Source organism: Streptomyces flaveolus (assembly GCF_000716535.1).
Lineage (GTDB): Bacteria > Actinomycetota > Actinomycetes > Streptomycetales > Streptomycetaceae > Streptomyces > Streptomyces flaveolus_A.
In genome coordinates this window covers 156,920-180,335 of record NZ_JNWV01000011.1, presented here as the reverse complement: position 1 = coordinate 180,335, position 23,416 = coordinate 156,920, and the positions used below count along the sequence as shown (strand labels likewise).

The following is a 23,416-nucleotide window of genomic DNA, read 5'->3' as shown; positions in this document are numbered from 1 at the left end:
CGCTTGAGGGTTCTACACGCGTCGAACGGTTGAAAGGTACATGGCATGAAGGGGCGGTGAACAGAGGCTTCCGGGGGCAACCGGAGCGGAGTGGCTCCGCTTACAGCGGGCACATGCCACTTCAGCGGGGATCAAGAACAAGACCGTCAAGGAGGGTCGGCCATGGAGATCTCAGGCATCATCAGCGCCGTCATCATCGGCCTCGTCATCGGCGTACTGGGCCGGCTGGTCGTCCCTGGACGACAGCACATCGGGGTCCTGTGGACCATCGTCGTCGGCATCGTGGCCGCGCTGCTGGGCTCGGCGATCGCCGCCGGGCTGGGGGTCGCCGACACGAACGGGCCCGACTGGATCGAGTGGCTCATCCAGATAGCCCTGGCGGCCGTCGGAGTGGCCGCGCTGGACCGGAGCCGGGCCCGGCGCTGAGTCAGTTCTCGTACACGTAGGGCGTCGTGGTGCTCAGCGCGTGGAAGCCGAGACGGGCCAGGATCGGGCGGCTCATGGACGAGGCGTCGACGTGGACGTAGCGGTAGCCCTGGGCGGCGGCGACACGGGCGCGGTGGGCGATCAGGGCGCGGTAGATGCCCCGGCCCCGCCAGGCCGCGACCGTGCCGCCGCCCCACAGCCCGGCGAACCGGGTGCCGGGCGCCAGCTCCATGCGGGCGGCGGCCACGGGTTCGCCGCCGGCGAGGGCGGCCACGGCGACGACCGTGCCGGGGTCGGCGGCCAGACGGGCGAGCAACTGGTGCCGCAGCCCGCTGCCGTCGGTCCCGAAGACCCTTTCGTGCACGTCCACGACGAGGTCGACGCCGGCCGGATCGGCGGCCTCGACGAAGCGGACACCGGCCGGCGGCGCGGTGTCCAGCGGGAGCCCGGCCACCTCGGCCACCATCAGCGTCTCCGCGGGCTCGGCCCGGAATCCGGCGGCGAGCAGCCGGTCGCCGAGATCGGCCGGCTCGTCATGGGCGTAGAGCTTCCATTCGAAGTCCAGGCCCAGGCCGCCGAAGTAGGCGATCTGGTCGCGGACCGCCCGGTCCGCGTCCGCCGCGTCCAGACCGGACCAGAGCACGCCGTTCCAGCCGTGCGCGTCCGCGACCTGACGCACCACCCCGCCGACCCGCTCGATCCGGACCTCGGGTCCGTCGGGCCGGGCACCCTCGCGCAGATCCCGGTCGTACACAGCGAGCACAGCAGCGTGATCCATGGCCTCACTTCAGCACGACGACCGGGCAGGCACAAAGGATTTAACAGGCAGGCCCGCACGAGGTGACAGGCCGTCAGCGGCCGTCCTGCCGTACCGCCGCCAGGTAGGCGGTGAGACGGTCGCGGTTGCGGGCCAGGCAGTCGATGCGGGCCTGGATGCGGTCGATGTGCCCCTGGAGCAGGGCGGCCGTCTCCGCAGGCACGTCCCCGGGAGCCGGCACGAGATGCCCCGGACCGCAGAGGTACGGCAGGATCGCGCGGATCATCTCGGTGGTCAGGCCGGAGTCCAGCAGGCCGCGGATCTGCCCGACCCGCGCGACCGCTGACTCCGGATAGCTGCGGTAGCCGTTGCCGGTGCGTTCCGGGTGGAGCAGGTGCTGTTCCTCGTAGTACCGCAGCAGCCGGGCGGGGACGCCCGTACGGCGGGACAGCTCACCGATCCGCATTCCGGCCTCCGGACCCACGCTTGACCTTCACACTGATGTGAGGCTTCCACCATGGTCGCATGACCCTGTCCTCCCAGGTCGGGGGCGGTCGCCTGCCGTGGTCGGGGCTGCTCGCCCTGTCCTGCGCCGCGTTCACCGCCGTACTGACCGAGCTCCTCCCGGCGGGCCTGCTGCCCGCGATGGCGCCCCCGCTCGGGGTGGCCGAGTCCCGGATCGGTTTCCTCGTCACCGCGTACGCCGCCACCTCGTTCGTGGCCGCGATCCCGGTGACCGCGGCCCTGCGGGGGCTCCCCCGGCGGCCGGTGCTGTGCGGCACGCTGCTGGGGTTCGCCGTCAGCGACGCGCTGGTCGCCCTGTCGTCGTCGTACCCGCTCACCGTCGCGGCCCGGCTGCTGGCCGGGGCGATGGGCGGCACGCTGTGGGCGATGCTCGCCGGGTACGCGGCCCGGATGGTGCCGGCCGAGCGGCGGGGCCGGGCCATCGCGGTGGTGCTGGCCGGGATCACGCTGGCCCTGGCGCTGGGCGTGCCCGCCGGTACCGCGCTGGCCGCAGCGGTGGGCTGGCGTGCCGCGTTCGCGGCGCTCGCCGTGCTCGCCGCACTGCTCGTGGGCTGGGTACGGCTGCGGGTGCCCGGCTTCCCGGGCGAGCCGCCGCACGCGCGCGTGCCCCTGGTCCGGGTCGCCCTACGTCCCGGCATCCGCCCGGTGCTGTCCGTGACGCTGTGCCTGCTGCTGGGGCACCAGGTGATGTACACGTACGTCGCCCCGTTCGCCGCGCATGCGGGGTACGGCCGTACGGGCGTGCTGCTCGCGGTGTTCGGGTCCGCCACGGTGGCCGGCATCTGGCTCACCGGTGTGCAGGTCGACAGCAGGCCACGGCCCGTCCTGCTCACGGCGCTCGCTCTCGTCGCGGCCGTGCTGCTGGTGCTGGGCGCGGGGGCCCGGGTGCCCGGGCTGCTGGTCGGCGCGGTGGCGGTGTGGGGTGTGGCCTTCGGCGGGGCGCCCACCTTGATCCAGACCGCGCTGGTCGACGCGTCGGGGCCGACGGACGCCGATGTGGCGACCTCGTTGCAGACCACGGTGTACAACGCGGGCATCGCCGCCGGTTCGCTCACCGGTGGCTTGGCGCTGGACGCGGCGGGCGCCGGGGCGCTGCCCTGGACCGCGCTGCCGCCGGTCCTGCTGGCTCTCGCGACGGTCGCGGGCGGGCGCCGGCACGCCTTCCCGGCCCGGCGACCGGCCGTCGCCGCTCGGACGGACGCGCTGGCCGGATCGGCCGCGGTGGCCGTAACCTGCCCCGCCGGAGATCATGCCGTGAGGAGGTGGGCCGATGGTACGGGACAGTGAGCTGCGCTATCTGCGCCGCTGTGTGGAGCTGGCGACCGAGGCGCTGGACGCCGGTGACGAGCCCTTCGGGTCGGTGCTCGTGGCCGGAGACGGGACCGTGCTGGCGGAGGACCGCAACCGGGTGGCGGACGGGGACCGTACCCGGCATCCCGAGTTCGAGCTGGCCCGCTGGTCGGCCGCGCACCTGACGCCCGGGGAACGGGCGGAGGCGACCGTCTACACCTCCGGGGAGCACTGCCCGATGTGCGCGGCGGCGCACGCCTGGGTGGGGCTCGGCCGGATCGTGTACATCGTCTCCTCCGTCCAGCTCTCCGGCATACTCGCCGAGTTGGGCGTGCCGACGAGGTACGGGATTTGCACCGCCGCTACCACGCAGGGCACGCCCGTCCCGCCTGAGTTGAGCCGGCCCGCTGGTCGACGGGGCACCTGACGCCCGGGGAACGGGCGGAGGCGGCCGTCTACACCTCCGGGGAGCACTGCCCGATGTGCGCGGCGGCGCACGCCTGGGTGGGGCTCGGCCGGGTCGTGTACATCGTCTCCTCCGTCCAGCTCTCCGGCATGCTTGCCGAGTTGGACGGGTGGACGAGGTACGGGATTTGCACCGCCGCTACCACGCCGGGCGCGCCCGTCCCGCCTGACGTCAGCCGAGTTCGAGCGTGGTGACGCCGAACACCCGCTCCCGGGCGTACGCGCGCACCGGACCCGTGTACATGCGGGCGGTCTCGAACGAGGGGCGCAGGCCGGCCTCTTCGGCGAGGGCGACGCCGGCCGCGTTCGGCTCGGGGACGTCGATCGCCACCTCGCTGCCGGCCGCCTCGGCGGTGAGGGCGGCGAACAGGGCCCGGGCGTCGTCGGCGGTGTCCGCGAAGAGGGGACCGATCCGCAAGGTGTCGTGGCCGGGACGGAGCACGCCGTAGCCGGTCGGGCGACCGCCGTCCTCACGGACGACGGCACGGTGGCCGGGCGTGCCGAGCCACTCGGCGAGGAAGCGTGGGCGGTCGGCGGGGTGGCAGGCGCTGTCGTAGGCGGTGAGCGCGGCCAGGTCGGCGGGTCCGACCGGGCGGACGCCGGCGGGCGTGCCGCTCTCGGGGGCGGTGCCGGTGAAGCGGATGGTGCGGTAGGCGGGGTGGAAGCCGGACTGGCGGTAGTTGTCCTGCTGGGCGACGACTCCGTCCAGGCCGACGGTCCGGTTCCCGGCGTGCGCCAGCGCGGTCTTCCACGTGGTGAGCCCGTGCCCCCGGCCGCGCAGGTCGGGGCGGACCAGGTAGCAGCCGAGGAAGGCGTAGTCGGGGCCGTGGTTGACGACGGAGATGGCCGACACCGGCTCCCCGTCGATCCGGCCGAGGAAGAACCCTTCAGGGTCCTGCGCGAAGAACGCGGGCCCGTCGGACAGCCCGGGATTCCAGCCCTCCGCGGCCGCCCACCCGCTGATCACCGGCCAGTCGTCGAGGGTGGCCTGGGTGACGACGAGGTCGTGGGGGGTCGCCGAGGTCATCGATGCGCTCCGTTTCCGTCGAGGGGGCTGCCACACGGCACGGCCGTCCGCCGGCCCGCCCACAGCATCCTTCCGGATCAACGGGGGCCGCGCCACGGGGAGATCGGCCGTTGCGGCCGGACTCCGCGCGCGCGGCAAGGGAGTTGGGGGATGCTGGGGTATCGGGAGGTCGGCCACCTCCTCGGAAGGAGCCGAGGTCGGCCACCTTCTCGAAAAAGCGGGGCGTGGGGGACGCGGGGATCGGCCGGATCGGGGTCGCCATGCCGTCGGCCGCTCTGCGGGGCGTGCGGCATCGGGCGCTGCGCACACGTCATGACCGGGTCTCGGTCGCCATGCAGCCGGCCCTCCCCTGCCCGAGCGGCCACCGCTCCACCCCACCGCGCGGAGGACACGTTCCCACCGGGCCGGCGCTCGACGCAGCCGCTCGCACGGAACCGGGGACCGATGGGTACGGTTCCGCCTTGCCGACCGTCTCCGCCTCCGCCCCCGCATGCGGCGCTTGCCGGCGTGTGCGCCGGACCGGGACCGTTCTGTGCCACCCCCGGAGGGCACGGCCCCGCCGGGCCGGGGTCCGGTGGGGCCGTGTGGGGGGCGCGTCAGTGCGGGCGGCCCGGGCGGAAGCGGCGGTACAGGACCGCGCCGGTGAGGAGGAGCGCGGCGCTGCCGGCGACGGCCGGGGCCGTCACGTCCGCTCCCGTGTGGGCCAGCGTGGAGGTCGCCGGGTGCGGGGCGGGGTGCGACCGGACGGGGGCCGGCGGCTTCGGGGCCCGGGACGTCGGAACCGGGGTCCGCGGGGGCCGGGTCGGCTCGTCGCCGGGGCCGTTGACCGACTGGTTGCCGTGGGCCGGGTTGCCGATGCCGACGACGTCGACGCTGTTCCCGCTGACGTTGACCGGCAGGTCGACGGGGAGCTGGATGCCGTTGCCCGAGAGCACTCCGGGCGAGTCCTCGGCACCGCCGCGGGCGGAGGCCCCGCCGGACGCGGCCGACGCCCCGTCCTTCCCCGTGCCGCTGTTCTTCCCCGTACCGCCGCTCTTCCCGCCGCCGGTGTTCGCGCACGCGTTGCCCGCGGCCGGGTTGAGCAGCCCCACGACGTCCACCGTGTTGCCGCAGACGTTCACCGGCACATGCACCGGCAGCTGGATGCCGTTGCCGGAGACCAGCCCGGGCGAGCCGGCCGCCGAACCGTGGGCGTCGGCCCCGCCCGCCGCGAAGGCGGTGGACACCGGCAGCGCCACGGCCATCGCGCCGGACGCGGCGGCGACGGCGATCACACCGTTTCGGGTAGCCCGTCTCATAGGTTCCCTGCCTTCCAGACATCATCGCGAGCACTCACCCGCACCACCTAAAACGGAGTCGAACCAATCGGAGTTATGGCTAATCGGTCTTTCACCCCATCGAGCGGCACGGTTATCGAACTGCATGTAAAGCCGCTGAAAGATCACCAACGGGGCATGAAGGCCGCGCAGGCTACCCCGGAGGGAGCCGCTCCGCTCGCCCGGAGGCGGGCCGTCCGGGGCCCGCTTAACCTGTTCCGAGGGCGCCGTCCCGGTCCGCGGCGGGCGCCCCGGGAGGCGAACGATGCTGGCCAAGCTGTCCACACGGCCCGCCGTCCGGCGCTGCGCGGGTGCCTCGGCCCTCGCTCTCGCGCTGCTCGGAGCCGGGCTGCCCGCGGCTGCCGCCGACCAGCCGCAGCCCGACCTGTCCCGGTTCTACCGGCAGAAGCTGACCTGGGCCGCCTGTCGGGGCAGGGACATGCCGAAGGACCTGCAGTGCGCGAAGGTCACCGTCCCGCTCGACTACGCGCGGCCACGCGCCGGGACGCTCGACGTGGCACTGGCCCGCTACCGCGCCAGCGGGGCGTCCCAGGGCTCGGTGCTGCTGAACTTCGGCGGCCCGGGCGGCGCCGGCATCCCCGCGCTGGCCGCCGAGGGCAAGCAGTTCATGGACCTGACCAAGGGCTACGACCTGGTCACCTTCGACCCGCGCGGGGTCGGCCGGTCCTCCCCCGTCAGCTGCGGCGAGGGCAGCGACGTGGCCTCGGCCGTGACGGAGAAGGACGCCGACATCCGTCATCCGCGGACGCTGCTCGAGCGGTTGCGGCAGGCCGCCGACCAGTGCGCCCGGTTCTCCGGCCCGGTGCTGCCGCACATCGGCACCGTGAACGCCTCCCGCGACCTGGACGTCATTCGCCAGGCGCTCGGCGACGACCACCTCAACTACCTCGGCTTCTCCTACGGCAGCCGGCTCGGCGCGGTGTACGCGGCGCAGTTCCCCGGCAAGGTCGGCCGGATCGTCCTGGACGGCGTGGACACGCTGACCGAGTCGCTGGCCGAGCAGGGGGTGGCGGGGGCCGAGGGGCAGCAGACGGCTCTGGACGACTTCCTGGACTGGTGTGCGACGGACCTCGGCTGTCCGTTCGGGCAGGACCGGCGCGCGGCCGGGGCCAAGGTGATCCGGCTGGTGCGCTCGCTCGACGAGAACCCGGTGCCCACGGACTTCGGCGGCTCGTTCTCCGGCCAGGACCTGGTGGGCGCCATCGGGCAGGCTCTGTACAGCAGGGAGCTGTGGCCCTCGCTGGAGCGGGCGCTGGCCTCGCTGATCGAGGACGGCGACACCCGGCGCGTCATGGCCTTCGCCACGGGCGGCATCGGCCTGCCCCGTGAGCGGCCCCGGACGGACGGCGGGCTGGTCGACGCCCAGGACGTCCCGGCGGACAACCTGCCGGCCGCGCTGATGGCGATCAACTGCGCGGACGACCCCGACCGGCCCACCGCCGCACGGCTCACCAAGGACCTGAAGGACCTGCGGGCCGCCTACGACCAGGCCTCGCCGGTCTTCGGCCGCTACCGGCTCACCCAGCTGCTGCTGTGCTACGGCCGGCCCAAGGGCACCGACTTCATCCGCGACCGGGTGAAGAACGTGCGCTCCGCGAAGATGCTGCTCGTCGGCACGCGCGGTGATCCGGCGACGCCGTACCGGTGGACCGTGGAGACGGCACACCGGCTCGGCCCGTCGGCGGTGGTGCTCGACAACAAGGGCGAGGGCCACACCGGGTACTCGTCCTCCATGTGTGTGCACCGCAAGGTCAATGACTTCCTGCTGTACGGCTCGCTGCCCGCGAGCGGCAGCTCCTGCCCGGCCGACGCGACCCGCCAGAATGTCACCTCGGACAGCACCGGCTGAGGGCCGCACGCCTCCGGCCGCCGGTCTCCCTCCGCGCCGGCCGGTGTCGAACGTGGCGCATCCGGGTGAATGCCGTGCACCGGGGCAACCTCCCGGCCGCGTCGGCCGTCCCACTCGACAAGGCGCGCCCAGGCCGCCGTATCCCGCCGTATCCCGTACGTGACCGCGACAGGGAGCCCGTCATGCGCATGCGCGCCGTCACCGCCGTACCCGCCGCCTCGGCCGCCGTGGCGGCCCTGCTGCTGACCGCTCCGCAGAGCCAGGCCGCCACCGGCCAGGACCTGCCCGCCCGCTGTACCGAGAAGGCGCTGACGATCCGGGCGAAGGCCGTGGCCGGCCACCCGACCGTGCTGCGCACCAGCGTCACCAACCACGGGCCGCGCGCGTGTGCCGTCGACCGCGTGCCCACGGTGACCTTCGGGGACCTGGACGGGATCGCGTTGCCCGTGCCGGAGGGCGGCACGGGCACCTACCGGCTCGCGGCGGGCGGCACGGCCTACGCCGACGTGCGGACCATCGCCGACCCGGCGGACCCGGAGGCCCGCCGGGTGGTGGGGGTCGGGGTGGCGGCGTCGGCCGCGCACTGGGGCCGCTCCTTCACCGCGGGGCGGCTCGGCACCGGGCGCCAGGTGCTGGTGTGGGAGCCGGTGACCACGTGGTGGCAGCGGTCGGCGGCGGCCGCTGACCGCGCCATCGGGCTCGGCTGATCAGTTCAGTCGAGCACCACCTCGGGCGAGTAGAGGTCCAGCCACTCCGCGAGGTCCAGGGTGCGTTCCAGGCCGCGCCGGGCCGCCTGGGTGCTGACCGGCTCTTCGCGTTCGGCGGCCTGCCGGACCCGGTCCCGGTCGACGAGGTCGAAGACGGGGTGGGAGGGCCGGGCGAGCAGTTCCTTGGCCTGCTCCTGGAGGGCGCGGGCGTACCGGGGGTCCTGCGTGGACGGGTACGGGCTCTTGACGCGCTCGTACACCGAGCGCGGCAGGACGTCCGCCGCCGCCTCCCGGAGCAGGCTCTTCTCCCGGCCGTCGAAGGACTTCAGGGCCCAGGGCGCGTTGTAGACGTACTCGACCAGGCGGTGGTCGCAGAACGGCACCCGGACCTCCAGTCCGACGGCCATGCTCATGCGGTCCTTGCGGTCGAGCAGCATGCGCACGAAGCGGGTCAGGTGCAGGTGGCTGATCTGCCGCATCCGGTACTCGAAGTCGCTCTCGCCGTCCAGCCGGTCGATGCCGGCGACGGCGGTGCGGTAGCCGTCGGCGACGTAGCTCTCCAGGTCCAGGGACTTGGCGAGGTCGGCGCGCACCACGCCGGCGTCCTCGCCGAAGTGGCGGCCCATGGTCGTCAGCCACGGGAAGGTGTCGGCGCGGCGCGCCTCCTCATCGAAGAACTGGAGGTAGCCGCCGAAGACCTCGTCGGCGGACTCGCCGGACAGGGCCACCGTGGACTTCTCCCGGATGGCGCGGAAGAGCAGCAGCAGCGAACTGTCCATGTCGCCGAGACCCGACGGCAGGTCGCGGGCCCGGATGACCTGGGCGCGGACGGCGGGGTCGGCGAGGGCGTCGGCGCCGAGCACGATGTCCTGGTGGTCGGTGCCGGCGAGCCGGGCCACGTCGTGCACGAAGGGCGTGTCGGGGGTGCCGCGCAGTTCGTCGGCGACGAAGTTGTCGGTCTGGCCGACGAAGTCGACGGCGAAGCTGCGCACCTTCTCGCCCTGCGCGGCGAGTTGCCGGGCGGCCAGGGCGGTCATGGCCGAGGAGTCGAGTCCGCCGGAGAGCAGGGTGCAGCGCGGCACGTCGGCGACGAGCTGGCGGCGCACGATGTCGTCGAGGAGCGAGCGCACGGTGGCGATGGTGGTGCCGCGGTCGTCGGTGTGCGGGCGGGTCTCCAGGCGCCAGTACACGCGGGTGGACAGGCCGGAGCGGTCGACGGTGACGACCGTGCCGGGCTCCACCTCGCGCATGCCGTCCCAGAAGGCGTGGCCCGGCGTCTTGATCATGACGAACAGCTCGCGCAGGCCGTCCAGCGTGACGCGGGGCCGGATCAGCGGGTTGGCGAGGATGGCCTTGGGTTCCGAGCCGAAGAGGACGCCGTCGTCGGTGGGCTGGTAGTAGAACGGCTTGATGCCCATGCGGTCGCGGATCATCACCAGCTTGTCGTGGCGGCCGTCCCACACGGCGAACGCGTACATGCCGTTGAGCCGTTCGGCGACGGCGTCGCCCCACTCCAGGTAGCCGTGCAGCACGACCTCGGTGTCGGAGTCGGTGGTGAACCGGTGGCCGCGGTCCGTGAGTTCCCGGCGCAGTTCGGTGAAGTTGTAGGTCTCCCCGGAGTAGACGAGGGCGACGGTGCCCTCGGGGGTCCGCAGGGACATCGGCTGACGGCCGCCGGGGAGGTCGATGATGGCGAGCCGGCGGTGTCCCAGGGCGGCGGGGCCCTCGGACCAGGTGCCGCGGTCGTCCGGGCCCCGGCAGGCCATCGTCTCGGTCATCGCATGCAATGTGGTGGCCTCGGTCGCCAGGTCACGGTCGAAGGAGACCCATCCGGTGATGCCGCACATGCGCTACCTCCTGCCTCCGGCTGCGCCTCAGCACGCGTTCACCTGCGCTTTCGCGGTCGCGGAGGACCGGCCGGGCGAACCAGTTGTATCGAGCACCTATATGACGAGCGTCCGTCGGATGGTCGCCCGAGTCAACTGGGCTGTAACACGGCACGGGCGACTGCCCCATGATTTCAGCCGCGTTTTGCCCCAGCAAAATCCACGGACAGGCCCGCCACCGGGCATCGGGCGAAATGAACCGGCCACGGGCAAAAACTTCCTCAAGCGGCCGGAGCGGTAGGCCGTCGCTACGGCTTCGCGGTCAGAAACGAGTCCAGCGCCCCGGTCAGTTCGGCCGGCTTCTCCACCGGCAGTTCGTGGCCGGCGTCCAGGACGCGGACGACCGCGTCGGGGTAGGCCTTGGCCAGCCGGAGCATCTGCCGCACCGGCAGCTGGACGTCGTGGTAGCCGTGCACCATCAGGGTCGGTACGGCGATCTCCCCGGCCCGGTCCAGGACGTCGAAGGCCCGCATCGCGCCATAGAGGGTCATGACGACCTCGCGCGGTGTGGCGGCGGAGGCGCGGATGTGCGCCCGGACCTCCTCGCGCGGATGGCCGGGCGCGAAAGCGCGTCGGATGTTGGCGGCCACGAACAGCCGGAACGGCACCAGGGTGGAGGCCGCCAGCAACAGGCCCCGGCCGCGGCTGTAGGCCATCCGGCCGATGGAGTTGACCAGCACCATCCGCTCCAGCCGCGCGGGGTGCGCGAGGGCGACGGTCTGCGCGATCATCCCGCCCATCGAGTGGCCGACCAGCGCACACCGCTCCACGCCGAGGTGATCGAGGAGTGCGACGACGTCCCGCGCCGGCTCGGCGATGGTCCGCGCCCCGGTGCCCGTGCTCTCACCGTGTCCGCGCAGGTCCAGCCGGATCGCCCGGCGCCGTGCGGAGAAGTGCGCCATCTGGTGGTCCCAGCGGTGCCGGTTCGCGGTCCAGCCGTGCACGAACACCACGGGCACCTCGACCGCGTCGCGCGGTCCCTCGTCGTCGTACGTCAGCCTCGCCCCGTCGACGTCGAGCTGCGGCATGAGGGCCTCCTGGGTGCGGCACGGTCCGGTTACCGACGAGTACGGTAACCGGCGGCGGCGCCCACGTCACCGCCGTCAGCCGGGATTCCGGGCGGTGGTCGGCGAAGGTGGCGAGGCCCGGATTACCCCGAATGCCGTAAAGGTGAATCCGCCCTATCGTCGTGTCATGGAGCACGCACTGAGTCCCGCGACCCTCGCCGAACTGCGGCGCCCGCGCCCCTATCCGGCAGTCTCCGTGCTGACCCCGACGCACCGCCGGGAGCGCGGAAGCGGCCAGGATCCGGTCCGGCTGCGCAACGCGCTGACCGAGGCGCGCAGGCGCCTGGAGTCCGACCCCGCCGTCACCCGCGAGCGGCGCGCCGACGTCGAGGCACAGCTCGACCGGGCCCTCGCGGAGGTCGATCTGACGCACGCCGAGGACGGCCTGGTGATCTTCGCCGCGCCGGGTGAGCACCAGGTCTGGTCCCTGGCCCGGCCCGTCCCCGAGAGGGTGGTGCTGTCCGACACCTTCCTCACCCGCAACCTGGTCGCCGCGCACACGGCCGAGCGGCCCTACTGGGTGCTGTCCGTCTCCGCGGACCGCGTCACCCTGTGGAGCGGCGGCCCGGACCGGGTCGTCGAGGACCACCTGGGCGGCTTCCCGCTGGAGCGCAGACGGGAGAACTTCGACGCCGAGCGTCAGATGCAGATCGGCGATCTGCCGAGCACCTTCCGCGACGAGGGCACCCGGCAGTTCCTGCGCGAGGCGGACACCGCCATGAGCACGGTCCTGCGCGAGCAGCCCCGGCCGCTCTACGTCATGGGCGAGCAGGCGGCGCTGTCCCTGCTGGACGAGGTCGGCAGCGTCGCCAAGTCCGCCGTCCACGTCCCGCACGGCGGCCTCGGGCACGCCGGCCCCGACGCGGTCCGGCAGGCACTGCGCCCGGTGCTGACGGAGGAGTCCCGCAAGGACGCCACGGCCGTCGTCGGGGAGCTGACCTCGGCGCGCGGCCACCGGACGTACGCGGCCGGGCTGGACGAGCTGTGGCAGAGCGCCCGCGAGGGCCGGGTCCGGCTGCTGGCCGTGGAGGAGAACTTCCGGGCCACCGTCCGCGATCTCGGCGAGCATCTGGTGCCGGCCGAACCCGGCGACCTGGACGCCCGCGACGACATCGTGGACGAGATCGTCGAGCAGTGTCTGGAGACGGGCGCCGAGGTGCGCTTCGTGCCCGACGGCACGCTGGACGACGCCCACGGCATCGCGGGAGTGCTGCGGTACTGACCCTGAGGGCCCGCCCTTGCGTCGGCGTACGCTACGGCGTGATCGTCGGCGTAAGGGAGCGCACACATGGGTGACCTGCTGGGTGTGGCGGTACTGGGTGCCGGGCACATGGGGGCCGATCACATACGACGGCTCGACCAGGTGGTCAGCGGAGCCAGGGTGGCGGCGGTGGCCGACCCTGATGCCGAGCGCGCCGCGTCAGCGGTGGCCGGGCTCGACGGGGTCAGCGTGCACACGGACCCGGTGGCCGCGCTCGACGCGCCCGGTGTGGCGGCCGTCCTGATCGCCTCCCCCGGCCCCGCGCACGAGGAGGCGCTGCTCGCCGCCTTCGCCCGCCGGTTGCCCGTGCTGTGCGAGAAGCCCATGGTGCCGGACTCCGCCGGTGCCCTGCGGGTCGTGGAGGCCGAGGCGGCGCTCGGCCGCCGACTGGCGCAGATCGGCTTCATGCGCCGCTACGACCCCGAGTACCGGCGGCTGAAGGCCCTGCTGGACGGGGGCGGTCTGGGCCGGCCCCTGATGCTGCACTGCACGCACCGCAACGTGTCCTCCCCCGCCGGCTTCACCAGCGCCATGCTGATCAACAGTTCCGTCTCGCACGAGATCGACGCGGCCCGCTGGCTGCTCGGGCAGGAGCTGACGGCGGTCACCGTGCTGCGGCCCACACCGTCCTCGGGCGCCCCCGAGGGCCTTCTCGACCCGCAGTTCGTGCTGTTCGAGACCGAGCGCGGCGCCCTGGTGGACGTGGAGGTCTTCGTGAACAGCGGCTTCGGCTACCAGGTGCGCTGCGAGGCCGTGTGCGAGGCGGGCAGCGCCCGGATCGGGGACGAGCACACCATGGTGGTCACCACCCGGGACGGCGCCCGGGAAGAGGTGGCGCAGGACTATCTCGTCCGCTTCGCCGACGCCTACGACCGTGAGCTGCAGGCGTGGGTCGACGCGACCCGGCGCGGGGAGGTCACCGGGCCGGACGTGTGGGACGGCTACGCGGCGTCCGTCGTCGCCGAGGCGGGGGTCCGGGCGCTGGAGACCGGAGGCCGGGTGGCCGTCGACCTCGCCCCGCGCCCGGACCTGTACGCCGTGCCCAGCCGCTGAGGCAGGCGGCGCAGGCTCCGGGGTGAACTTCACCGCCGAGGAAGCCGAGTCGGTCGTCTCGAGGCGAGTCGGTGATCTCCGAGGAGATCGCGAGGGATCGGCCCCAACCACTTCCCGCGCCGGCTCACACCCCGCCGAACAACGCGCTCAGCCCCCGCTCCACCACGCTCTCCACGTCCTCGTGCCCGTTCGCCACCACCGCGTACGTGCGCACCAGGAAGCGCCGCAGCACCGACGCCGGGAACAGCAGCAGGGCCATGCCGTGCGGGGAGTGGAACTCCACGACCGTCCGGGTGCGGCCGTACGGCCATATCTGCACGTCCCCGTGGCCGGACGGGGCCCTCAGCCCCTCGTCGAGCAGGGTGCGCGCGAAGGTCCAGGTGACCTCCTCGCCGTGCAGCGCGGCCTCGGCCGGGAAGTCCACGAACACGGCGAGGGGGTCGTCGGCGGTGTAGCGGAGCGTGGCGGACACCGGGACCTCCTGGTCCTGGGCGGTGACGAGCCGGGCCTCGGCGAGCTGTTCGACGGTGATGTCCATGCTCTTAAGGAGTCCGCGCCACCCTGTCGCATGCCGTCAATTCCGGTCAGAGTTCGGCAGGTACCGGCCGCTCCGCATCGCCATGGAACAGAGAAGCGTCGAACACACGCTTGAACACTGGGCGCGGACGCCGTCGCCTGGCTCAACTCGCGTACCGTTGCTACGGCTTGGCCAACCCTGCGCGTACGTCATTCGTACCCGCGGATCACTCCGGGAAGACTCTGGCATATGCCGGAAGCACCACCGTATCGTGTGTTGCCAAATCCCTTACAGGGCGTCGCGGGCTGTGCGACAGTCGTAGCGGTCCCCCGTCGTCCCCGTCGTACCGTCCCGCATCGGAGTGCGTCATGCCGTCCCCAGTCTCCGCGGACCACCCAGCCGCCCAGCCGCCCGGGCGCGGCTCGGTCGAGGCGCTGATAACGCAGGCGCGGCGGCTCAAGGGTGACGTGGACGCCGTACGGCGGGACACCCGGAGCGACGGTGCGGACCCCGAGGAACGCTGGCAGCGCGCCCTGTGCGACCTAGCCCTGCACCAACTCGACGATCTGGACGCCCACTTGGCCCAGCTGCGGGACGGCCCGCAGCCCGCCCCGGCCGAGCCCGCGGCGCCGCCCGCGGCACGGCCCGCGCCGGCCGCCGCCCCGAGCGGCTCGCTGCTCAGCCGCGTCGGCAGCGCCGAGTGGAACCTGCTGACGGACGAGGCCACCTGGTCCGGCGAGCTGTACCAGATCCTCGGCCTCGATCCGGCCCGCCCGGCCCTCACCCTGGACGAGCTGCCCAGCCTGGTGGTGGACGAGGACCGGCCGACACTCACCGCGATGGTCACGGACTGCCTGGTCGACGCCAAGCCGATCGACGGCGAGTTCCGTGTCGTACGGCCCGACGCCTCCGTGCGGACCGTGCACATGATGGGCGAGCCGGTGCTCGGCGCCGACGGCGGCACGACGTCCATGTGGGCCGTGCTGCGCGACGTCAGCGAACTGCGCCGCAGCCAGCGGACGGTGCGCGAGACCCGTGACTCGCTGCACCGACACCGCCGGCAGGAGCAGACCGAGCACCGGATCGCGGCAGAGCTGCAGGAAGCCGTGCTGCCGCCATGGCGCGGCTCCCAGCGGCTCCCGCGCCAGGGGCCGGGCGCGCTGGACCTGGCGGCCCACCGCCTCCCGGCCGCGACCGCCACGCCGCTCGGCGGCGACTGGTACGACGCCCTGGAGCTGACCGACGGCCAGACGCTGCTCAGCGTCGGCGACCTCACCGGCCAGGGCGTCGCCGTCGCCTCCGGCATGGCCACGCTGCTGGGCGCCGTACGCGGGATGGCGATGGCCGGCACGGAGCCCGGTCAACTGCTCACCCTGCTCAACCAGTTACTCGACACCACCGTGCAGCCCGCCCTCGGCAGCGCCGTCTGCTGCCGCTACCGGCCCGAAACCCGCACGCTGGTCTGGGCGCAGGCAGGACACCCCGCCCCGCTGCTGTACCGCGACGGGACGGGGCGCGTGCTGGACACACCGGACGGCGTGCTGCTCGGCGCCTCCTCGGGCGCCGTCTACGGACAGTCCGTCGTCACCCTGCTCCCGGGCGACCTGCTCCTCCTGCACACCGACGGGCTGATGTCGGGCCACGGCAGGACGGCGGCTGTGGACCGGCTTCTCGGCCTCGCCCCACGGTTCGGCGCGGCGCGCACCGCGCAGGACTGTGTGCGAACGGTCGTCGAGGAGTTCGGTGGATCCGGGCGCGAGGACGACGCGTGCGTGCTCGTCGCCAAGGTCACGACCTGACGGTCACCACATGACCGACCCGACGGGTCGGGCGGCGCACAGGCCCCTTACGCCTGTGTGCTGTTGCCGTCCGCCTTGGCCCTCTGTTTGGGCAGGGCGAGCCTGATCTCCTCCCGCAGCTCATGGATCTTCGGATAGCCGGCGTACTCCGCGGTCAGCCGGTACATCTGCCGCAGCCGGTCCCAGGTGCGCCGGGAGGAGTTCGAGCCCATCGACATCAGGGCCAGCCGGGCGTAGCGGTCGGCCTGTTCGGGGTCGTCGGCGATGAAGCAGGCCGACGCCATGGACAGATGGTCGAAGATCTTCGACCGCTCCCGCCCGTCGACGCGCAGGGCGAGGGCCTTCTCCGCGTAGTACTGGGCGTGCGCGGCGGCGCCCGGGTCGAACTCCGCCAGCGTGCGGTACGCGAGCGCCTGCATGCCGTACAGATCCTCGTCCTTGAAGGTCTGCATCCAGTCCGGCGGTTCCACGTCCTGCCCGTCGGAGACGAAGAGGTCCTCCGCCTGCCCGAGCGTGCGGCGCATCGCCTGGCCCTTGCCCATCGACGCCTGCGCCCAGGCCTCGATCGTGTGGAACATCGCCTTCGTCCGTGGCTGCAGGCGGTCTCCTGCGCCGGACTGGGCGAGCTTCATCAGGTCGAGGGCGTCGTCCGGCCGGCCGAGGTGCACCATCTGCCGGGCCGCCCGGGACAGCGCCTCACCCGCGCGCGGCCGGTCACCGCCCTCTCTGGCGGCGTGGGCGGCGATGACGAAGTACTTCTGTGCCGTGGGCTCCAGACCGACGTCGTGCGACATCCAGCCCGCGAGGACGGCGAGGTTGGCCGCGACGCCCCACAGGCGCCGCTGGAGGTGGGGTGGATGGTGGTAGGCGAGCATGCCGCCCACCTCGTTGAGCTGGCCCACGACCGCCTTGCGCTGCAGCCCGCCGCCACGGGCCGCGTCCCAGGCGCGGAACACCTCGACCGAGCGCTCCAGTTCCTCGATCTCCTGGGACCCGATGGGGGCGGCCTCGTAGCGGTCGAACCCGGCGGGGTCGGCGTGCAGGGGGTCGTCGAGGACAGGGGCGTCGGCCTTCAGGGCCGGGTCGGTGTGCAGCCAGTCGCGCATGGCGCTGCTGAGTGTGGATCCCGCGGCGAGCGCTGCACCCGCGCCCACCAAGCCGCGTCGGTTGAGCATGAGGTCCATTCCCGTGAATTCGGTGAGGACCGCGGCGGTCCGTTCGGGCGCCCACGGCACACCGTCGGGATGTTCCTGGATCCCGTCGCTCTGCCGTTTCCCCGTACGCCCGTGCCGCACCAGACCTAGGTCCTCGATGGTCACGACACGGCCGAGACGCTCGGTGAACAGGGCCGCCAGCACCCGCGGCACCGGATCGCGCGGGATCTCTCCCATGTCGATCCACCGCCGCACCCGGGAGGTGTCGGTCGACAGCTGGGGGTGGCCCATGGCCGCCGCCTGCCGGTTGACCAGCCTCGCGAGTTCACCCTTGGACCAGCCGGCCAGGCCGAACAGGTCCGCAAGGCGGGTGTTGGGTTGTCCGCTCACGTCAAGCCCCCAGGTTCTCGGCTGAGTTGACAGTAGCCCCGTGGAGGTTGCCGGGCGACTATTCGCCACGGTTCGCCAGGGTCCGCCAGATGGTGTGCCACCGGCGATCGGGTGTCAGGTAGGAACGCGCCACCCCGACCCGGTCGCCACCCGCATATGACGGCCGTATGAGGCCGAGCACGGCGGGCGATGACGGGCACACTCCCCAGGGTGTACCCGCACGGCCGGGCCGGGGGGCGCACGCTTCCGGAACCACGCTCACGGGGCACTGGACCTGAGCATGAGTTCGGAACGCGGACGTACAGGCAGGCACCGCAGGCACACGAAGGGATCTGTTTCTCCCATGTACGCAGCATCGTCCTCCGTGTCCGCCCCGCCCCGGCCGCTGCGCCCCCGCCCGGCGGGCGGCGCGCCCTACCTCGACCCGGCGCCACGCCCGGGCGGTCCCGTACCGGTCGCGGGCCGGGCCCGGCGGGTGCCGGGCCAGCCCGGGACCCAACCGCTCAGCGGGAGGCTGGACCTGTCCGGCCCCCAGGGCGCGCAGCTACGCACCGCGCTCGCCTCGGTGCACCGGATCTGCCCGGAGTTCGCCCCGGTGCAGGTCCTGCGGCGCAGCGGACGGTCCGTCCTCCTCGTCGGGACGACAGGGCGCAGCACGGCCGTCGCCAAGTGTCTCCTGGACCACTCACCGGCCTGGGCGGAGCGGAGCCGCCAGGAAATAGCCGCATACCGCTCGTTCGTCCGGCACCGGCCGCCGGTCCGGGTGCCGAGGCTGATCGCGGCGGACCCGGACAACTGCACGCTGGTGATCGAACGGATGCCGGGCCGGACGGCGGCGTTCCAGCGGCATCCGATGGAGGCCCCACCACGCGCGGACATCCGGGCCGCGCTCGGTGCGATCTGCCGGCTGAACGCCTGGCGGCCCCCGGCGGGCACCTTCGACATGCCGCTGGACTACGCGGCGCGGATCTCCCGGTACCACGAGCTGGGCCTGCTCACCGACCGGGACCTCGGCGACCTGCAGAAGCTGCTGCACGGCATCGCCCACGAGGTGGGCCGGCACGGCATGCTCCAGTTCTGCCACGGCGACGCCCTGCTGTCGAACATCCTGTTGTCACCGGCCGGTCCAGTGCTGGTGGACTGGGAGCACGCGGGCTGGTATCTGCCGGGGTACGACTTGGCGACGCTGTGGCTGGTCCTCGGGGACGCGCCGGTGGCCCGGCGGCAGATCAGCCAGATCGCCCAGTCGGCGGGTACGGCCTCCCGGGACGCCTTCCTGGTGAACCTGATGCTCCTGCTGACCCGGGAGATCCGTAGGTACGAGACGGCCGTGCAGCGTTCGATGCACGACACGGCCCCGGCGGCACCGGCCTCGGCCCACCCCGGTGCCATGCCGTCCGGCGAGGAACAGCGGCTGCTGCTCCGGCGGTTGCACGACGACTGCCAGATGGCCCGCAAGGCCGTCCGCGCGGCGGTCGGCACTCGCTGACGGGGCGATGGCTCTCCGCGGTGCGTCCTGAGCGGCGGCGCACCGCGGAGCCTTCCTCGCACGCCTGGGCGTCCACAGCCACTGGTGTATGCCAGTGACGCCGCGCAGGCCCGCGCACCGCCGCCGCGAAACTCGCCGGAAACCCTCCGTGACGTGGGAAATCGCTGTCCCGAAGGCATCATTGACGGATCGTCGGCAAGCCGGTACCACTGACCCAGCTCAGCGCCGTACGCCCCGCCACGCCCCGCCCGTCACAGGAGGCCGCATTGCGAGGATCCGCCACCGACCCCACGTCCACACCCGGCCACAGACGTCTACGGCGGACCGCCGTCCCGCTCGCCTCCGCCGCCCTGCTGCTGCCCCTGCTCGGCGCGGCCCCGGCCCCCACCGCCGCGGATTCCGCCACGCACCGGCTGCAGCAGGCGTTCGCCACCGCGGCGGCCGACTACCACGTGCCGCAGAGCGTTCTGCTGGCCGTCTCCTATCTCCAGTCCCGTTGGGACGCGCACGGCGGCGCGCCGAGCGTGACCGGCGGCTACGGCCCGATGCACCTCACCGACGCCCGGACCGCGCTCGCGACCGCGGAGCACTTCGCCGAGGGTACGGAGGACGCCCGGGGCGACAGTGCCCGTGCCGCCCTGCACCCCGTCGTCGAGGTGCCGGCCGAGTCGGCGGTCCCGGCCCGTCTGAAGACGCTGCCGAGGGCCGCGGAGCTGACCGGCCTCCCCGCCGAGGAGCTGCGCACCGACCCGGCGGCGAACGTGGCGGGCGGCGCCGCGCTGCTCGCCGCCGCGCAGAAGGAGCTGGGCGAACCGCTGAGCGCCGACCCGGCCGACTGGTACGGCGCGGTGGCCCGGTTCTCCGGGGCGGACGACAGGGCGACCGCCGCCGCGTACGCCGACGACGTGTACGACGTGCTGCGCACCGGCGAGGAGCGCGTCACGGACGACGGCCAGCAGGTGGCCCTGGCCTCCCAGCCGCGGCTGACCGCCGACACCGGCCGGCTGGAGCGGGCCGGCCTGCGCACGCTGCCCACGGACGGCACCGAGTGCCCGAAGTCGGTGTCCTGTGTGTCGGTTCCGGCGCCCTACGAGGAGTTCGGGGACAACGACTACGGCAACCACGACCTCGGCGACCGCCCGGCGTCGCAGAGCGTCAAGTACATCGTCATCCATGACACGGAGGGCGCCTGGGACGGGGTCATGAACCTCATCAAGGACCCCACCTATGTCTCCTGGAACTACACGATCCGCTCCACCGACGGTCTGATCGCCCAGCACGTCAAGGGCAAGGACGTGGCGTGGCACGCCGGCAACTGGTACGTCAACGCCAAGTCGATCGGCATCGAGCACGAGGGCTTCCTCGCCTCGCCGGACGCCTGGTACACGGAGGCGATGTACCGGTCCTCGGCGCGGCTGGTGCGGTACCTGGCCCGGACGTACGACGTCCCGCTGGACCGGCAGCACGTCCTGGGCCACGACAACGTGCCCGGCCCGACCGCGTCCACCGTCCCGGGGATGCACACGGACCCCGGCCCCTACTGGGACTGGCGGCACTACTTCCAGCTGCTCGGCCACCCGTTCCGGCCCACGGCCGGCCGGCACGCCTCAGTGGTGACGATCCTGCCGGACTACGCCTCGAACCGGCCCGTGTACACCGGCTGCACCACCAAGGGCGAGCCGTGCGCGGCGCACGGCTCCAGCGAGGTCCGGCTGTACACCGACCATGACGTGACCGCCCCGCTGGTCAAGGACATCGGCCTGAAGACCGACCCGACCGACGGGGTGAACGATCTGTCCTCACGGGTCTCCACCGGCCAGCAGTTCGCGGTGGCCGACCGCTGGGGCGACTGGACGGCCATCTGGTACCTGGGGCAGAAGGCCTGGTTCCGCAACCCGTCCGAGGACCCGGCGGCCGTACCGGCGAGGGGCCTCGTGGTGACGCCGAGGGACGGTCTGACGAGCGTCCCGGTGTACGGCCGCGCCTACCCGGAGAAGGAGGCCTACCCGGCGGACGTCCCCGCCCAGTCGGTGGTGCCGCTGCCCTACACGATCCCGGCCGGGCAGAAGTACGTGGTCGGCGACGAGGTGCCGGGCGAGTACTACTACGCGGTCACCTTCACTCCCGACTCGCACCGGGTCGTGGTGGGCAAGGACCTGTACTACGAGATCCAGTACGGCCACCGGGTCGGGTTCGTCCGTGCGGCGGACGTGACGCTCGAAGCGGCGGCGCACTAGCCGGGGTGTCTGTCCCGGCGCCCGTCCCTGTTCTCAGCCCTGCTGGAAAAGCTCCGCCGGGAGCGGCTTCAGCAGGGCGTACAGGTCGTCGGTGATCGGGCGGTCCCAGGCGGCGATGGTGACGAGGACGCCGTCGCTGCGGTCGAACTGGACACAGGAGATCCGGCTCTCGGAGAGCTTCAGCCGTCGCACGATGAGGAGGTTGTCGCCCTGGAGCACCGGGGTGTCCTCCACGCCGACGACGGTGACCTCCTCGTCGTTCTCCAGTGCCAGCAGCAGCTGCCCCACCTCGAAGGGGATCTCGCCCTCGGCGACGTCACGGGCCGGGGAGCCCTCGGGGAGGTTGCCGATGATCATGGCGGGGCCGCGTCCGCCGAACAGGTCGTAACGCAGGAAGACGCCCTGGCAGGTGCCGTCGGGGGCGGGCAGCAGGCCCGCGCCGAGGTTGCCCGGCCAGTCGCCCGGGTCCATGGCCAGCACGTCGAAGTCGGGTCCGGCGGGGGTCGCGCTGCGGCGGCGGAGGAACGACATGCGGCCATGGTACGTGTCCGGGCTCCGGTGGGTGACCTGTGGGCGCCCGGGTGATCGGCTAGCGCAGGGGGCAGCTGGTGAGCAGGGTGGCGGGGTCCGCGTCGGCCGGGCGGGCGACGGTGCGGTCGGCGGGCGGGCGGCCGGTTCCGGCGATCCAGCGTTCCAGGGCCGTGAAGGCCGAGCGGTGGCAGGGCACCATCGGGCGGAGCCGGTCGGGGAAGGCATCGGCGAGCGAGTCGGTGTGGGTGCCGTCCTCGATGCGGTAGTAGCGCAGCAGGGAGCCGCGGCCGGCCTGGTGGACCATGCGCGCGTAGACGTCGGAGTCCTGGCTGATCGGCAGCAGTACGTCGAGGGTGCCCTGGAGGGTGATCAAGGGCTTGCCGATGCGTCCGGTCAGGGCGATGCGGTCGACCGCCCGGTGGACGGCGGCGGGCCGGTCCGGGTAGGCGTAGTCGGCGTCGCAGGCCGGGGTGCCGGAGGCGCAGTACGGGGTGCCCGCCTCGGTGTCGCCGTCGTAGCCGGGGTCGACTTCCTCGCGGTAGATCCGCTGGGTGAGGTCCCAGTAGACCTGGTGGTGGTACGGCCACAGGAACTCGGAGCCGGCCGGGAAGCCGGCCCGGTGCAGCGCCGCCTCGGCCTCGGTGGCGCCGGGGCCGCCGGCGGCGTAGGCGGGGTAGTGGCGCAGCGCGGCCGGCAGGAAGGTGAGCAGGTTGGGGCCGTCGGTGCGCCAGAGGGTGCCCTCCCAGTCGACCCCGCCGTCGTACAGCTCGGGGTGGTGCTCGAGCTGCCAGCGCACCAGGTAGCCGCCGTTGGACATGCCGGTGGCGAGGGTGCGGGTGGGGGGCTGGTGGTAGCGCTGGGTGACGATGGTGCGCGCGGCGCGGGTGAGCTGGGTGAGGCGGCTGTTCCATTCGGCGATGGCGTCGCCGGGACGGCGGCCGTCGCGGTAGAAGGCCGTGCCGGTGTTGCCCTTGTCGGTGGCGGCGTAGGCGTAGCCACGGGCGAGCACCCAGTCGGCGATGGCCCGGTCGTTCGCGTACTGCTCGCGGTTGCCCGGGGTGCCGGCGACCACCAGGCCGCCGTTCCAGTGGTCGGGCAGCCGGATGACGAACTGGGAGTCGTGGTGCCAGCCGTGGTTGGTGTTGGTGGTGGAGGTGTCCGGGAAGTAGCCGTCGATCTGGATGCCGGGGACGCCGCTGGGCGTGGACAGGTCCTTGGGGGTGAGGCCCGCGTAGTCGGCCGGGTCCGTGTGACCGGTGGCCACGGTCCCGGCGGTGGTCAGCTCGTCCAGGCAGTCGGCCTGCTGGCGGGCGGCGCCGGGGACGTGCAGCAGGGCCTGCTCCGCGCAGTGGGCGTCCGGTGTGCCCGGGGCGACGGGTGCGGCGGTCGCGGGGGTGACCAGGAGGGAGCAGGCGGCGGCGAGGGAGAGGGCGCCCAGCGCGGTGCGCCGGGCGGTGCGCCGCGCGGCCCGGGTGCGCCGTCCGGGCGGGCCGAGCGGTGGCATGTGGTGGGGAAGCATGTGGTTCCTCCGGCGGGTTGGGGACGCGCTGGAGGTTAGGAGTGGTGTGGGGGTTCCGGACATGTGTGGGGCCGCCATGATGACGGCGCGTTCGGCGGCGTCGGGCACCATGGCGGCCCTTGTGGGTCAC

The 23,416-nt window shown here is 73.2% G+C and carries 20 protein-coding genes and 1 pseudogene; 11 read left to right on the top strand and 10 right to left on the bottom strand.

The window, feature by feature from the left end:
• The first annotated feature begins 162 nt into the window (after positions 1–162).
• Entirely contained in the window at positions 163–426 is a 264-nt protein-coding gene (locus OO52_RS14065; protein WP_030644325.1) for a GlsB/YeaQ/YmgE family stress response membrane protein, read from the top strand.
• A 1-nt stretch (position 427) separates the two neighbouring features.
• Here OO52_RS14065 and OO52_RS14060 read toward each other — a convergent pair whose 3' ends face one another.
• Positions 428–1,204 carry a GNAT family N-acetyltransferase gene (locus OO52_RS14060; protein WP_030644323.1) on the bottom strand — a complete coding sequence of 259 codons (777 nt, stop codon included), beginning with the start codon at positions 1,202–1,204 and terminating at the stop codon, positions 428–430.
• A 73-nt stretch (positions 1,205–1,277) separates the two neighbouring features.
• On the bottom strand, positions 1,278–1,649 hold the full coding sequence (locus OO52_RS14055) for a MerR family transcriptional regulator (protein WP_030644321.1): 372 nt from the start codon (positions 1,647–1,649) through the stop codon (positions 1,278–1,280).
• Between the two features lie 59 nt (positions 1,650–1,708).
• Between OO52_RS14055 and OO52_RS14050 the strand changes: the two genes are divergently transcribed.
• The 3 genes and pseudogenes from OO52_RS14050 to OO52_RS52635 all read left to right on the top strand — a co-directional run.
• Positions 1,709–2,995: an MFS transporter gene (locus tag OO52_RS14050; protein WP_030644319.1), complete on the top strand. Its 1,287-nt coding sequence runs from the start codon at positions 1,709–1,711 to the stop codon at positions 2,993–2,995.
• The gene (locus tag OO52_RS14045; protein ID WP_106971983.1) at positions 2,979–3,425 is read left to right on the top strand and encodes a nucleoside deaminase; all 447 of its coding nucleotides are present in this window, start codon (positions 2,979–2,981) and stop codon (positions 3,423–3,425) included. The genes OO52_RS14050 and OO52_RS14045 overlap by 17 nt, the downstream gene beginning before the upstream one ends.
• Positions 3,395–3,658, top strand: a pseudogene (locus tag OO52_RS52635) (hypothetical protein); the annotation flags it as partial. The gene OO52_RS14045 and the pseudogene OO52_RS52635, both read left to right, overlap by 31 nt.
• Here the strand turns inward: OO52_RS52635 and OO52_RS14040 are convergent.
• Together OO52_RS14040 and OO52_RS14035 are read right to left on the bottom strand one after the other, a co-directional pair.
• Positions 3,636–4,490: a GNAT family N-acetyltransferase gene (locus tag OO52_RS14040; RefSeq protein ID WP_030644316.1), complete on the bottom strand. Its 855-nt coding sequence runs from the start codon at positions 4,488–4,490 to the stop codon at positions 3,636–3,638. The pseudogene OO52_RS52635 and the gene OO52_RS14040 overlap by 23 nt on opposite strands.
• A 596-nt stretch (positions 4,491–5,086) precedes the next feature.
• Complete coding sequence (locus tag OO52_RS14035) at positions 5,087–5,764, bottom strand: chaplin (protein WP_030644314.1); 678 nt, start codon at positions 5,762–5,764, stop codon at positions 5,087–5,089.
• A gap of 307 nt (positions 5,765–6,071) precedes the next feature.
• Between OO52_RS14035 and OO52_RS14030 the strand changes: the two genes are divergently transcribed.
• Together OO52_RS14030 and OO52_RS14025 are read left to right on the top strand one after the other, a co-directional pair.
• The gene (locus OO52_RS14030; RefSeq protein WP_030644312.1) at positions 6,072–7,676 is read left to right on the top strand and encodes an alpha/beta hydrolase; all 1,605 of its coding nucleotides are present in this window, start codon (positions 6,072–6,074) and stop codon (positions 7,674–7,676) included.
• Between the two features lie 182 nt (positions 7,677–7,858).
• On the top strand, positions 7,859–8,383 hold the full coding sequence (locus OO52_RS14025) for a DUF4232 domain-containing protein (RefSeq protein WP_030644310.1): 525 nt from the start codon (positions 7,859–7,861) through the stop codon (positions 8,381–8,383).
• 5 nt (positions 8,384–8,388) lie between these two features.
• On the opposite strand, the gene asnB is transcribed toward OO52_RS14025, so the two are convergent.
• Entirely contained in the window at positions 8,389–10,230 is a 1,842-nt protein-coding gene (gene asnB / locus OO52_RS14020; protein WP_030644308.1) for an asparagine synthase (glutamine-hydrolyzing), read from the bottom strand.
• A 287-nt stretch (positions 10,231–10,517) separates the two neighbouring features.
• Positions 10,518–11,297: an alpha/beta fold hydrolase gene (locus tag OO52_RS14015; RefSeq protein WP_030644306.1), complete on the bottom strand. Its 780-nt coding sequence runs from the start codon at positions 11,295–11,297 to the stop codon at positions 10,518–10,520.
• A gap of 166 nt (positions 11,298–11,463) precedes the next feature.
• Between OO52_RS14015 and OO52_RS14010 the strand changes: the two genes are divergently transcribed.
• Together OO52_RS14010 and OO52_RS14005 are read left to right on the top strand one after the other, a co-directional pair.
• Positions 11,464–12,558 carry a hypothetical protein gene (locus tag OO52_RS14010; RefSeq protein WP_030644304.1) on the top strand — a complete coding sequence of 365 codons (1,095 nt, stop codon included), beginning with the start codon at positions 11,464–11,466 and terminating at the stop codon, positions 12,556–12,558.
• A 66-nt stretch (positions 12,559–12,624) separates the two neighbouring features.
• Positions 12,625–13,650, top strand: coding sequence for a Gfo/Idh/MocA family protein (locus tag OO52_RS14005; protein WP_030644301.1), 1,026 nt, complete (start codon positions 12,625–12,627; stop codon positions 13,648–13,650).
• A 124-nt stretch (positions 13,651–13,774) separates the two neighbouring features.
• On the opposite strand, the gene OO52_RS14000 is transcribed toward OO52_RS14005, so the two are convergent.
• Positions 13,775–14,188 carry an SsgA family sporulation/cell division regulator gene (locus tag OO52_RS14000; RefSeq protein ID WP_030644299.1) on the bottom strand — a complete coding sequence of 138 codons (414 nt, stop codon included), beginning with the start codon at positions 14,186–14,188 and terminating at the stop codon, positions 13,775–13,777.
• Between the two features lie 347 nt (positions 14,189–14,535).
• On the opposite strand from OO52_RS14000, the gene OO52_RS13995 reads away from it, so the two are divergent.
• Positions 14,536–15,966 carry a PP2C family protein-serine/threonine phosphatase gene (locus tag OO52_RS13995; RefSeq protein WP_030644297.1) on the top strand — a complete coding sequence of 477 codons (1,431 nt, stop codon included), beginning with the start codon at positions 14,536–14,538 and terminating at the stop codon, positions 15,964–15,966.
• Positions 15,967–16,013: 47 nt separating this feature from the next.
• Here OO52_RS13995 and OO52_RS13990 read toward each other — a convergent pair whose 3' ends face one another.
• The gene (locus OO52_RS13990; protein WP_030644295.1) at positions 16,014–17,510 is read right to left on the bottom strand and encodes a DNA-binding protein NsdB; all 1,497 of its coding nucleotides are present in this window, start codon (positions 17,508–17,510) and stop codon (positions 16,014–16,016) included.
• A 343-nt stretch (positions 17,511–17,853) separates the two neighbouring features.
• On the opposite strand from OO52_RS13990, the gene OO52_RS13985 reads away from it, so the two are divergent.
• A complete protein-coding gene (locus OO52_RS13985) occupies positions 17,854–18,999 on the top strand; it encodes an aminoglycoside phosphotransferase family protein (RefSeq protein ID WP_030644293.1) in 1,146 nt (381 codons plus the stop codon).
• Positions 19,000–19,265: 266 nt separating this feature from the next.
• Positions 19,266–21,236: an N-acetylmuramoyl-L-alanine amidase gene (locus OO52_RS13980; protein WP_030644291.1), complete on the top strand. Its 1,971-nt coding sequence runs from the start codon at positions 19,266–19,268 to the stop codon at positions 21,234–21,236.
• Between the two features lie 33 nt (positions 21,237–21,269).
• On the opposite strand, the gene OO52_RS13975 is transcribed toward OO52_RS13980, so the two are convergent.
• On the bottom strand, positions 21,270–21,767 hold the full coding sequence (locus OO52_RS13975) for a hypothetical protein (RefSeq protein WP_014670824.1): 498 nt from the start codon (positions 21,765–21,767) through the stop codon (positions 21,270–21,272).
• Between the two features lie 58 nt (positions 21,768–21,825).
• Positions 21,826–23,286 (bottom strand): tannase/feruloyl esterase family alpha/beta hydrolase, encoded by a 1,461-nt coding sequence (locus tag OO52_RS13970; protein WP_030644289.1) that lies wholly within the window; start codon positions 23,284–23,286, stop codon positions 21,826–21,828.
• Between the last annotated feature and the right edge of the window lie 130 nt (positions 23,287–23,416).